At 40.9% G+C, this 13,035-nt stretch carries 10 protein-coding genes and 1 pseudogene; 7 read left to right on the top strand and 4 right to left on the bottom strand.

The window, feature by feature from the left end:
• Positions 1–61 precede the first annotated feature (61 nt).
• Complete coding sequence (gcvP, locus tag Q0R88_RS17300) at positions 62–2,953, top strand: aminomethyl-transferring glycine dehydrogenase (RefSeq protein WP_295718453.1); 2,892 nt, start codon at positions 62–64, stop codon at positions 2,951–2,953.
• Positions 2,954–3,069: 116 nt separating this feature from the next.
• On the opposite strand, the gene Q0R88_RS17295 is transcribed toward gcvP, so the two are convergent.
• The gene (locus Q0R88_RS17295) at positions 3,070–3,447 is read right to left on the bottom strand and encodes a response regulator (RefSeq protein WP_295718451.1); all 378 of its coding nucleotides are present in this window, start codon (positions 3,445–3,447) and stop codon (positions 3,070–3,072) included.
• 296 nt (positions 3,448–3,743) lie between these two features.
• Here Q0R88_RS17295 and Q0R88_RS17290 point away from each other — a divergent pair, with 296 nt between their 5' ends.
• Positions 3,744–5,153, top strand: a complete 1,410-nt coding sequence (locus Q0R88_RS17290; RefSeq protein ID WP_295718448.1) for a glycoside hydrolase family 30 beta sandwich domain-containing protein — start codon at positions 3,744–3,746, stop codon at positions 5,151–5,153.
• Positions 5,154–5,187: 34 nt separating this feature from the next.
• Positions 5,188–6,957 (top strand): cellulase family glycosylhydrolase, encoded by a 1,770-nt coding sequence (locus Q0R88_RS17285; protein WP_295718446.1) that lies wholly within the window; start codon positions 5,188–5,190, stop codon positions 6,955–6,957.
• 529 nt (positions 6,958–7,486) lie between these two features.
• Here the strand turns inward: Q0R88_RS17285 and cfa are convergent.
• Together cfa and Q0R88_RS17275 are read right to left on the bottom strand one after the other, a co-directional pair.
• The gene (gene cfa, locus Q0R88_RS17280; protein ID WP_295718444.1) at positions 7,487–8,602 is read right to left on the bottom strand and encodes a cyclopropane fatty acyl phospholipid synthase; all 1,116 of its coding nucleotides are present in this window, start codon (positions 8,600–8,602) and stop codon (positions 7,487–7,489) included.
• Between the two features lie 154 nt (positions 8,603–8,756).
• A pseudogene (locus Q0R88_RS17275) lies at positions 8,757–9,473 on the bottom strand (ATP-binding protein); the annotation flags it as partial.
• Between the two features lie 171 nt (positions 9,474–9,644).
• On the opposite strand from Q0R88_RS17275, the gene Q0R88_RS17270 reads away from it, so the two are divergent.
• The 4 genes from Q0R88_RS17270 (at position 9,645) to Q0R88_RS17255 (ending at position 12,410) form a co-directional block, all read left to right on the top strand.
• Entirely contained in the window at positions 9,645–10,106 is a 462-nt protein-coding gene (locus tag Q0R88_RS17270) for a hypothetical protein (RefSeq protein WP_295718442.1), read from the top strand.
• 238 nt (positions 10,107–10,344) lie between these two features.
• Complete coding sequence (locus Q0R88_RS17265; RefSeq protein WP_295718440.1) at positions 10,345–11,247, top strand: hypothetical protein; 903 nt, start codon at positions 10,345–10,347, stop codon at positions 11,245–11,247.
• 193 nt (positions 11,248–11,440) lie between these two features.
• The gene (locus Q0R88_RS17260) at positions 11,441–11,689 is read left to right on the top strand and encodes a hypothetical protein (protein ID WP_295718439.1); all 249 of its coding nucleotides are present in this window, start codon (positions 11,441–11,443) and stop codon (positions 11,687–11,689) included.
• Between the two features lie 289 nt (positions 11,690–11,978).
• Positions 11,979–12,410, top strand: coding sequence for a very short patch repair endonuclease (locus Q0R88_RS17255; RefSeq protein WP_295718438.1), 432 nt, complete (start codon positions 11,979–11,981; stop codon positions 12,408–12,410).
• Between the two features lie 49 nt (positions 12,411–12,459).
• On the opposite strand, the gene Q0R88_RS17250 is transcribed toward Q0R88_RS17255, so the two are convergent.
• Positions 12,460–12,729 carry a helix-turn-helix transcriptional regulator gene (locus Q0R88_RS17250; RefSeq protein ID WP_295718436.1) on the bottom strand — a complete coding sequence of 90 codons (270 nt, stop codon included), beginning with the start codon at positions 12,727–12,729 and terminating at the stop codon, positions 12,460–12,462.
• Positions 12,730–13,035: the final 306 nt, after the last annotated feature.

The following is a 13,035-nucleotide window of genomic DNA, read 5'->3' as shown; positions in this document are numbered from 1 at the left end:
CGATTGTTACTCATATTGTAAAACCGTACCTTTGTGGCAAATTTAAGGGGACGACTACTTCATGAAGCTTAACGCAGATTACCAGGAACAATTCCAGTCAAGGCATATTGCTCCAAATGAGGCCGATACGGCAAAAATGTTAAAAACCATCGGTGTTAATTCACTTGATGAATTGATAGCGCAAACTGTACCAGACAGGATCAGGCTTAAAAAACCACTCAATTTACCTCCCGCAAAAAGCGAATTTGATTACCTTACTACTTTAAAGCAAACATCTTTAAAAAACAAGGTTTTTAAATCATTTATTGGTAAAGGTTATTATGATGTGATTGTGCCGGGCGTTATCCAGCGTAACATCCTCGAAAACCCGGGATGGTACACCCAGTATACGCCTTACCAGGCCGAAATTGCGCAAGGCCGTTTACAGGCATTATTAAACTTCCAAACCATGGTAATTGACCTTACCGGGATGGAAATTGCCAACGCATCATTATTAGATGAGGGTACCGCCGCTGCTGAAGCTATGTTTATGCAGTACAGCTTACGCAAAAACACTGCTGCCAACGTGTTCTTTGTATCCGAAGAACTGTTCCCGCAAACTATTGATATTTTAAAAACCCGTTCTGAGCCTTACGGCATCGAACTACAAATAGGTGATCACCGCACTGTTGAACTAACCGACAATATGTTTGGCGCTATAGTTCAATATCCGGCCGGTAATGGCGCTGTTTATAACTATACAGATTTTGCCGCTAAAGGTCACGAAAAAGGTATTAAACTAACCGTTGTTGCCGATATCATGAGCCTGGTGCTGTTAACGCCTCCGGGCGAGTGGGGTGCCGATATTGTTGTTGGCTCCACCCAGCGCTTTGGTGTACCCATGGGCTTTGGCGGTCCGCATGCGGCATTTTTTGCCACTAAAGATGAATATAAACGCTCTATCCCGGGCCGTATCATTGGTGTAACTATTGATAGCGCAGGTAACTACGCTTTGCGTATGGCTTTGCAAACCCGCGAGCAACACATCCGCAGGGATAAAGCAACTTCAAATATTTGTACCGCGCAGGCATTATTGGCTATCATGGCTGGTATGTATGCAGTATACCATGGCCCTCAAGGCGTTAAACTTATTGCCGAAAGAATTCATGGCTTAACCGTACTATTGGCTAAAGCCCTTGGTGAGTTAGGTTATGAGCAACTGAACGAATCATACTTTGATACGTTGAAGTTTGATGTTGCCCACTTAGCTGGTCCAATTCATTCTGAGGCATTAAATAACGAGATGAACTTTAGTTACAATGGCTCAGTTGTAACTATTTCTGTTGATGAAACAACATCGGCAGAGGATATCAAAACCATAGTAAGGTTTTTTGCCAAAGTATTGGGCAAAACGCTTAGCGATGTTGATTTTGACGGATTGAAAGCCGGTTTGGAAACTGTTATTCCTGTTGAATTACAGCGTACATCAGCTTATTTAACACACGCATTATTTAACACGCACCATTCAGAACATGAAATGCTGCGTTATATCAAATCATTAGAGGCTAAAGATCTTTCGCTTTGCCACTCAATGATCGCTTTAGGTTCATGTACCATGAAACTAAATGCAACCACCGAAATGGTACCGGTTACCTGGAGCCATTTCAGTAAAATTCACCCGTTTGCACCAACCGACCAGGTAGGTGGCTACATGCAGCTGTTTGATGAAATTAACAACTGGTTAAGTGAAATTACCGGCTTTGCAGCCATGAGCTTACAACCAAACGCAGGCGCGCAAGGTGAATATGCCGGCTTAATGGTGATCCGAGCTTACCACCGCGACAGGGGCGACAATCATCGTAATATCGCTTTAATACCATCATCAGCACACGGCACCAACCCTGCATCTGCAGCTATGGCCGGCATGAAGATTGTGGTTGTTAAATGTGATGATAATGGCAACATTGATGTTGCTGATATGAAAGCCAAAGCCGAGCAGTATAAAAACGAGTTATCGTGCTTAATGGTTACCTATCCATCTACCCACGGCGTATTTGAGGAGTCGATCATCGAAATCTGTGATATTATTCACCAGAATGGTGGCCAGGTTTACATGGATGGCGCCAACATGAACGCGCAGGTAGGCTTAACCAGCCCGGCCAATATTGGCGCTGATGTTTGCCACTTAAATTTACACAAAACCTTCTGTATTCCGCATGGCGGTGGCGGCCCTGGTATGGGCCCTATTGGTGTGGCTAAACACCTGGTTCCTTATTTGCCAGGTCATGCTGTGGTTGATATTGACAGGGGTAAATCTATCCACGCTGTATCTGCTGCTCCATGGGGTTCGGCTTCTATCCTCATCATCTCTCACGCTTATATAGCTATGATGGGCGGCGAAGGTTTGACCAATGCTACCCGTTATGCCATACTAAACGCTAATTATATTAAAGCAAGATTGCAGAACCACTTCCCGGTACTATATACCGGAGCCAATGACCGTTGCGCTCACGAAATGATCCTGGATTGCCGCTCGTTTAAATCGTTCGGTATCGAGGTTACAGATATTGCCAAACGCCTGATGGATTATGGTTTCCACGCGCCAACTGTATCCTTCCCGGTTGCGGGAACGGTAATGGTGGAACCAACAGAATCTGAGCCTAAACATGAGCTTGACCGCTTTTGTGATGCCATGATCGCTATTCGTCATGAAATTGCCGATGTAGCAAATGGCGTGTTAGATAAAACAGACAACCCATTAAAAAATGCGCCTCACACCGTATCGGTAATTACCGGCAACGAGTGGGAGCATCCTTACTCCCGTCAAAAAGCAGCATTCCCGCTTCCTTACGTGGCCGACTTTAAATTCTGGCCATCTGTGGGTAGGGTAAATGATACCTATGGCGATAGAACACTGATTTGCTCATGCCCTCCGTTAGAAGAGTATGAGTTTGAAGAAAGTGTAATTGAATAAACTTATAGATTTTCATCTGCGCCCTGGCGCAGATGATTTTGCATAATTGGATTTATGCTTTCATAAAAAAGACCGTCAGATAGCTGGCGGTCTTTTCTTTTATATCTAATTTAATGTTAGTGAGCAGGTTCCAGCACCCGACTAATAACACGTTCCAGTTCTTCCAGGTCAAATGGTTTGGCCAGATAAGTTTGAGCCCCCGCATGATTAGCCAGTATCTGAATATCACTGTTTGCCGAAAAATAGATCACCGGGATATTTTTTAATGCTTCCGATTTTTTCAGGGTTTGTGTTGCTATAATACCACCAGCATCCGGGATCCAGTTATCCATAAGGATCACGTCCGGCAATATTCCCGATACCTTGTCAGTAATATTATTACAATCGGTAAAGGTATGCACTTCCCAGCCCTGTTCTTCTAAAATGTAGCTGCAAATGGAAAGGATGTCTTCGTCATCATCAAAAATGATGATTTTTTTTGTCGGATTTTTCATTCGATAGTACAAGTGAAACTATGCATAATTTTTAATAAAAACAAATAATTTTAGCTTCTAATTAAAAAAGTCCTAAATCTGATTTTCACAACAGGCACTTCAAATCCACTACTTTATTGTTTCTAAAATATATCTGCCAGGCAATTACATAGCTTTGCATACGCAACCAGGTAATTTATCTGTTACTTAATAATTTACCGTTTTAAATACAAAAACTATAATAAATTTACCTCACCAATTATTCAGCAACCCTTAATCCTTTTAGTATAATGCACAGCTTGCTTAATACCAGATCTATGAATAAATATATCAGTTTGTTTTTATTGGGAACCACGCTTTTGGGTACAACAACCATATCCTATGCCCAGAAACCTGCAACTGCCAGCCTTTGGCTTACCCGGGCAGATAGATCTGCACTGTTCGAAAAGCAGAAAGAACCCCTTAAATTTGACGCAACGGGGAGTAATAATTTCACCATTGCCGTTGATGATAAACAAACGTACCAGTCAATTGATGGTTTCGGCTTTGCGCTTACCGGGGGCAGTGCCATGCACATCATCCGGATGAGTGCTGATAGCCGGGCCGAATTGCTACAAAACCTTTTTGCTACTTCCGAAAACAATATCGGGGTTAGCTATATCCGGTTGAGCATTGGCGCTTCTGATCTTAACGAAAAGGTTTTTTCATATGATGACATGCCCAACGGGCAAACCGACCCCACTTTGAAACATTTTGATCTTGGCCCCGATAAACAGGATGTTATCCCGGTAATGAAACAGATATTAGCCATCAACCCTGCTATAAAAATATTAGGGTCGCCGTGGTCGCCGCCTGCATGGATGAAAACCAACAATGATACCCGCGGGGGCAGATTAAAACCTGAATATTGGGGCACCTACGCCCAATACCTGGTGAAATACATTCAGGGCATGCGGGCACAAGGCATTAAAATTGATGCCATAACCATCCAGAACGAACCTTTGCATCCGGGAAATAACCCCAGCTTATTGTTAGCAGCTCCCGATGAAGGCGCGTTTATAAAAAACAATTTAGGCCCAGCGTTTAAGGCAGCCGGCATCAAAACAAAAATCATCTTATATGATCATAATGCCGACAGGCCTGATTATCCCATCTCTATTTTAAATGATGCCGCTGCCCGTAAATACATTGATGGCTCCGGGTTTCATTTATACGGAGGTGATATAAGCGCCTTAACCACTGTACACAATGCCCACCCCGATAAGAACATCTATTTTACCGAACAGATGGTAGTGGAGCCCGAAAATCAATCAACCATTGATATTACATGGCCGGTTAAACAACTTATCATTGGCGCTACCCGTAACTGGAGCCGCAACGTACTGGAATGGAACCTGGCTGCTGATCAGGATTACAAACCCTACACAGACAGGGGCGGCTGCCCATCATGCCAGGGTGCTGTAACCATCAATAAAAATGATGTGAAGAAAAACATTGCTTATTACTCAATAGCACACGCTTCAAAATTTGTTAGGCCGGGATCGGTGCGTATAGCCTCAAACAATACAGATAAACTACCCAATGTGGCCTTTAAAACACCCGATGGCAAAAAGGTTTTAATTGTAGCCAATGCCAGCGATGCCGCGCAGGATTTTAACATCCAGTACGCCGGGAAAACCCTCGCCGCGCATTTAGATAAAGGGTCGGTAGGTACATACATCTGGTGATTTTTAAACAAAACGTTCATTATAATTTAGTATCATGTTACTCAAATCTGTTAAAAATATTTTGGTTGTTAAGGGACTATTGGTTGTTGCTGCTGTTTCCCTTGTATCCTTACAAAGCAACGCCCAGGGCCTTTTAAAGGCCGACGGCAAAAAGATAGTGAACGAGAAAGGTAAAAATGTATTACTGCGGGGCATGGGCCTGGGCGGCTGGATGCTGCAGGAGGGATATATGCTGCACGTGAACAAGGATAGCCGTCAGTTCCGCATTCGTGAGCGGCTGGAAGAACTCATGGGCCCTGCCGAAACCAAAGAGTTTTATGATACCTGGCTGGCCAACAACACCCGCAAAATTGACGTGGATTCCATGCGCCGCTGGGGCTTTAATTCGGTGCGACTGCCTATGCATTATAATTTATATACGCTTCCTATTGAAAAGGAGCCGGTTGCCGGGCAAAATACTTGGATTGATAAAGGTTTTAAAATGACCGATGCGTTGCTGGCCTGGTGCAAAGCCAACCATATGTACCTCATCCTTGATCTTCATGCCACACCAGGCGGGCAGGGTAATGACCTCAATATATCCGACCGGAATACAGATCATCCATCACTGTGGGATAGTGAGGCCAACAAGCAAAAAATGATTGCGCTTTGGCGTAAACTGGCCGACAGGTATAAAAACGAACCCAATATTGGCGGTTATGATATCATTAATGAACCAAACTGGGGTTTCGATGACCCTGCAAATGACAAAAACGGTCTGAAGGAAAAAACCAACGCGCCTTTAAGAAAATTGATGGTTGATATTACCGCCGCCATTCGCGAGGTTGATAAAAAGCATATCATTATTATTGAGGGTAATGGATGGGGCAACAATTACAACGGCATACTTCCTACCTGGGATAAAAACATGGTGCTCAGCTTTCACAAATACTGGAATTATAATGATCAAAAATCAATTGAACATATCATTAAGACCCGCGACCAATATAATGTACCCGTATGGCTTGGCGAAACCGGCGAGAACTCCAATGTTTGGTTAACCGAAGCGATTGGTTTGCTGGAAAAAAACAACATAGGCTGGGCGTTATGGCCGCTTAAAAAGATGGGCAATAACAACCCTATCGAAATTCCATCAAACCTGAACTATGATGATGTAACCAACTACCTGAATACAGGCCACCATAAGCCCAAAGAAAGCAATGTATACAGCGGGACGTTAGAGATGGCTACCTATGCAAAGTTAGAAAACGCCATCATTCATCATGATGTGATCGACGCTATCTTCCGCCAGCCCTTTACTACCGCTACCAAACCGTTTAAGGCCAACAAAGTTGCCAATGGCACTATCATTAATGCAGTCGACTATGACATGGGTCGAAATGGATTTGCCTACTTTGATACCGATACTGCTGATTATCATGTCGCAACCGGTAAATATGGCAAAGGCAACAACGGGCATGTTTACCGCAATGATGGGGTAGATATCAGCAAAGATTCTGCTGCATATAACAGCTACTACGTTGATGATATTGAAAAGGGCGAGTGGCTGCAATACACGTTGCAGGTTAAAACACCGGGGGTATACACCGCTAAGCTGAAGATCGCCGCCGCTGCAGATGATGGTAAACTTTCCTTAATTGTAAATGGGGTAACGCAATCCATTAACGTACCCAGCACCGGTGGATTTAAAAAATGGCAGGTTATCGATTTAAAAAATATCCACCTAAAAGCCGGGATTAATAAAGTAAGGGTTTATGCCGATATGGGAGGATATAATTTCCATTGGCTGCAGTTTGTTAAGTAAATTAACAGGTTATCAGAGGTTGGCTAATTTTTGCGCGTCATTGCGAGTTTTACTATCCGGGGAACACTGAAAGGAAAATGACGTTTGAAAAGTTTGTCATCCTGAGTCGTAAAATCTGGTGGCCTCTGAAGGAGAAAATGACGTAACAAAACTGGCTGTCATCCTGAGCCTGTCGAAGGATAGCGGGCAAAGGCCTCTCCGCGCGAGTCTTCGACAGGCTCAGACTGACAGGCCGACACGCCTCAAAATTCAATACGTCATGGGTAGGAACGAAGGGTTTTCTTCGCCCTGCTCATCGCCGACTTTTATAGCGAAGAAGATCCTTCACTGCGTTCAGGATGACAACCGTTTTTACAAAACGTCATAGGTAGTTGTGAAATCCAGGGACCCTGAAGGCGGAAATGACAAGCGGCGAAAGACTTACGAAGTTTTTAAAACTTCGTAAGTCTGGGATTCAACAACTTGTCATAGGGAGGTACGAAGCAATGACGATTTATTTATTTTTAGACAGCTTTTCCGTATAAAAGCCCTATCGTACAGTCTCGTACAATCCCAGCTTTACCGGTTTTGTATAAACTACTTGCCAAAGGTGGTTTTTGCGCGACCTGAATGAGGCAGCGCTTGCGTTGAGGTAATACTCCCACATCCTGTAAAAAGGTACGCCATGCTCGGCTATAAACTCATCTTTAAAATGCGCCAGGTTTTTTAACCATTCCATACAGGTGCGATCATAATAAACACCGAAATTATGCCAGTCTTCTAAAATGAACAAACCCATGGCCGCGGTTGTAATCTGGGCCGCCGAAGGGAGCATCCCATTGGGGAATATATATTTATCTATCCAGGGATCGGTAACTTTGGTTGAATAATTGCCGCCGATGGTATGCAGCAGAAAAATGCCCTCATCGGATAGGTTTCTTTCAACAGTTTCCATTAATACCCGGTGGTTTCGGTAACCAATATGCTCCATCATGGCTACACAGGCAATTCTATCAAACTTATCATTCAAATCGCGATAATCATGCACTCTGATCTCTACCGGTAAACCCTTGTTAACTTCGCGGGCCAAAGCTGCCTGCTCTTCAGAAATGGTTATTCCCACTACTGATACGCCATAGTTTTCGGCTGCAAACTTTGATAGTCCACCCCAGCCACAACCCAGGTCGAGCAGGCGCATGCCTGGTTCTAACTTAAGTTTACGGCATATTAAATGCAGCTTGTCATCCTGGGCCTCATCTAACGTTTTCGCGGTTTTCCAATAGGCGCAGGAATACAACATGTGCTTATCCAGGATCCGCTTATAAATATCATTACCAATATCATAATGCTTACGCACAACATCTTTTGACCGGCCTTTGGTTTGTCGGTTCATAAACTTTGCTTTAAGTGCATATTTTAGGGTGGTAAAATCGCGGGGAATCATTTTATCAACCCTGTTATACTGCACCCGGAAAAAAAACTCGTCTAAAGCCTCACAATCCCACCAGCCTTCCATGTAGGCTTCGCCGAAACCCAAAGAGCCTGCGCTAAGCAAGCGATCGAATGTTTTCGGGTTATGTACTTGTAAATCCCAGGGGTTATCGCCATTCATTTTGATGCCCCCGGCGGCAAACATCTTTTCAATAATTTCTTTAGACGAACTCATATATTTAAGCCTTTAACCGTTTGTATGGTGAAGTTAATTTTTTTTTTGCGCTAACGCAAGAGCACTTTATAAGCGTATTTAATTTAATCTTTATTGGCATTACAGGCAATAGGGACTGGTTTTCGGGTTTACAAACCGCATAACAGTGATAGCATTACCCGGCCCAGCCTTCTCTATCCAAACTCCTGAAATGTATCGCCTCCGCCAAATGTTCCAGCCTTATTTCTTCGCTGCCCGCGAGGTCGGCAATGGTGCGGGATACCTTCAGGATGCGGTCATAAGCACGGGCAGAAAGGCCCAGTTTTTCCATAGCTTTTTTGAGCAGCGTTTGGCCTGCAACATCTATCTTACACTGGTCGCGTACCATTTGGGGGCTCATCTGGGCGTTGGCATGCAGATCTGGCCTGTTACCAAAACGTTCTATCTGGATTTCTCGGGCTTTGATTACCCGTTCGCGGATGTGCTCGCTTTTTTCGGCCAGTCTGTCTGATGATAATTCGGTAAAGTTAACCGGCGTAACCTCCACATGCAGGTCAATCCTATCCAACAGCGGACCAGAGATCTTACTCAAATATTTTTGCACCATCCCCGGCGGGCAAATGCATTCCTTCTCGGGATGATTATAATATCCGCATGGGCACGGATTCATACTGGCTATCAACATAAAGCTGGAGGGGTAATCAACCGTAAACCGGGCTCTTGATATGGTTACTTTGCGTTCCTCCAGTGGCTGACGCATTACCTCCAACGCGCTCCGTTTAAACTCGGGCAATTCATCCAAAAATAAAACACCATTGTGAGCTAATGAAATTTCGCCCGGCGCCGGGTTACTTCCTCCGCCCACTAAAGCAACATCTTTTACCATATTATTGTATCCACTTGATTATCAGTTATCAAAATAAACAGTGTATTGCAATTAGTGTATCAGCGATTTTAAAATAATCTTCATTAATCCAATTTATCTTTGCCCCAGTCAATCAGTAAAACATCAAATCAATTAAAGAAACATCAGTTTATTATTTAACAATTTAAAACAAATATCATGATACAAAAACTAAAACATCGCAAAGACGGAACTATTCACATGGGGTCATTTAACAAAGAAATGAGAAAGCTTGTTGAGCAACGAAAAGAACAAGACAGAGAGAAATATCTTCAATCCTTTAGAGATATAATATCACAAGACATTATATCCCCTGATAACTTAAAAAACCTTGAAGGTATAGTTTCAAATTTATTTCCTAAAATAAGCATAAACATAAAACCAAAGGTAGACAGAACTCCAGATTTGAGATGCTTACCTAAAGAGTTACGTAAAATTGTTAAAGAGGAAAAAGACAAAGTTAACTCATTCAAAAACATTAGAATGCAACAAATCCTTTCTAAGGAAACGATTTCTAATGAAGATTTAATGGACATGTTGAAAATTGATAGTTCAAATGATTTATCAAGAAGATGGATATTATTTCCATCAGAAGCGAAACACACAAGTTTGACGAAGTAATTACGAAATCCTATTTTTAATTTTATCCCTATCAAACAACGAAAGAAATCACTACCCAGTGACCAGTGAGTGATGTTTAACCACTCACTGATAGAGTAGACACACTCATTAAACAATTCTGCCGAGGCTACCGGCAGTGTCTTCAAAAGACACTAACAAATCTGTAAGGCGACTACAAATTAAACCCTCCGCTTAGTGGCATGGCGTGTCATGTCTATTACTTTTAATTTCAAATGTTATGTCAAAATGCACAGATTATTCAATTTCATTTAGTTCTACTGATAAAGCTACCATAGAAGATTTAGAAAAGAAATTAGATGCCTTCTTTACTTATGCAGGCAACAATTTCCGTGAATGGGCAAAGATCCTTTTACAAGGAACTACACCAGTTACACAAGACGGCAAATTAATTACTACTGATGAGGGGTATCGGGAACTGATGGAGTATGTAGATGGTGGTATGGAAAATGATTCCAGTATAGATGAAAGTGACGGAATTTATTCAATTACTTATGGAGATAGTGGAGGTGGTGATGATTGGATTTTCGCTAACCTGGCACATATTTACAATGTTGAATTTCATAGTAGTTGGTATCCGTGTGAACCTACTTGGGAAGCAACAGAGACTATATTTAACGATGGTGTTTATAAATACTATGAATATGAATTATCAGACAATGAAATAGCGGGGGTAATTAAAAAGTATTGGGACAACACACCGTTACCTAATATGTCTGATGCAGATTTAATTAATACTTATGAGAATGAATTTAGTGGATATTTAAGTGATGAATTACACAACAAAATGAAAACAGTAACACCCGAAGAAACTTTAATGCCATCTGAAAAGAGAGATAGAATATTGAATAGTGTTTTATCACTTGTTGATATAAATTGTGAAACCAATTACTTAGATAACTTAAAGGGTTTTGTTGAGGATAATATAGCTATACCAAACCTTGACGAACATTTAGTAAAATCAGGGCTGTTTAAAACTTCTATCGGGACTGAAAAGAGAAGGAGAATTGAGGTAGAAACCAATGGTGTTAAACTTTATGCTGATAGTAAGCACGGGGTAAAACAAAGAAAGTTAAACGTAGAGAAGTTGAAGAAACTTCTGGCTGCTAACAAACTGATATAATCAGTTCCTGACTTATAGACGGACCACCATCATTAGACCCTTTGGGTAGACCGATTTTTCTTATCAAGGGATAAATAAAGCAAACAATACAAGACATTATCTGAAAAGGTAATGTCTTGTATTGATTTATTTTTCTTCTAATGCTGCGTTTTTAAAATAACCTCCGTAAAATAGCTAATAAAATTAGTAAATCATGGAAATTAAAAGCAAAGACGACGTAAAAACGTTATTGGAATTAAACAAAAAGAGTAGCAAAGAGATCATCTTCGGTGATGCGATTTCTAAACTTAAATCTGGGGAAGGAATTTTTTTCCTGGAAACAGAGTGGAAATTGAAAACAACGCCTGGTGCATATTATTATAATCGTTTCAGAAAAGGCAAGGACGTAAAAACACTTTCAATATCTAAAGTGAAAGACGGATTTCTAATCACTAAAGTATAATTAGTGATTAGAACTTTGTATAACTATAATGAGCTTTTGGAGTAAGAATTATTTTGACTATCATTTTTTAGGTAGTTTATCCAAACAGGGTTTGATTCAAATAGTTAATTCTATGAGCCGCACTGACATCATAGAATGGTTAACTTGGAATGATCCAAATGGGATTTATACTGATGAATTGTCTTACAAGGAACTTGGTAATCTAATGTCTCGCGAGGAAGGAATGGAAATTTTAATTCGACAAATCGAAGAAAACCGAGTTCCTTAATAAACGATTAAATAAAAAATTATGCCCGATGTCCATAGTAAAGAAATCCGTAGCTATAATATGTCACGGATTAAAAGCAAGAACACCAAAATAGAATTATTATTAGCTAAAGAACTTTGGGGTAGAGGGGTTAGATATAGGAAAAATGATAAGACAATCTATGGGAAACCCGATTTCTCCTTGAAGGGAATTAAACTTGCAATATTTTGTGATAGTGAATTTTGGCATGGAAAAGACATCGATAGTATTGAAAAAAGAATAGACACCAATAAGGACTTTTGGATATCAAAAATTCAACGAAACATAGCAAGGGATGTTAAAGTCAATGAAAAACTAACTATAGATGGATGGTTAGTTTTAAGATATTGGGAAAAAGATATAAAGCGAAACATCCAGTTAATAGCTGATGATATTATAGAAAAAATTAAAAAATTAAAAGTAAATAATAATTAAATAGTGTAACTATCTACCCCCTTAGTTATATTGATTTAAGGGCTTCTTATTATTGAATATTGTTATTCAAGTCTTTTAAGAGATCATCCCAATCAATCTCTAAATGCTTACAAATCTTTCTCAACATAAGAATGGTTGGATTGGTATTACCAGCTTCTATTCGACTGAGATTAGCTTTTTCGATGTTAAGACGGGAACTAAGTTCGACTTGTTTAACGTCTTTTTCTTTACGTATCGCTGTAATACGTTCACCCAGTTTCTTTAGAAAAATCTGTTCTTCTTCCTCCCTCTTATTTTCCTTTTTCTCCTTGTTTTCCATAAAGGTCAAGGTCAATTAAAATTGACCTCACTTGGTTATCATATATGATAACTTATCCTTACTTTTGGTTTCAAACAACAATTAAAAAATGAAAAAAATCACCTTAATCTGTATTCCAGTTCTTTTGATAGTTGCGGGATGTAAAAAGGACGTGAACAAACCAACGTGGATATTCCGCTCCATAGTATACCAGTGATTCCGAGGCAAAGTGGACCAGTGATTCCGAGGCAAAAGGGACCAGTCAATAGATAAGAGGTTGCTAGAAGATCACGGTGGAAGGCTGTTTTTTCCATCGGTTATCTTGTA

The sequence above is a fragment of the Mucilaginibacter sp. genome (assembly GCF_025362475.1).
Lineage (GTDB): Bacteria > Bacteroidota > Bacteroidia > Sphingobacteriales > Sphingobacteriaceae > Mucilaginibacter.
The sequence above is the reverse complement of the archived record's forward strand: the minus strand, read 5'-3'. Positions and strand labels throughout refer to the sequence as shown.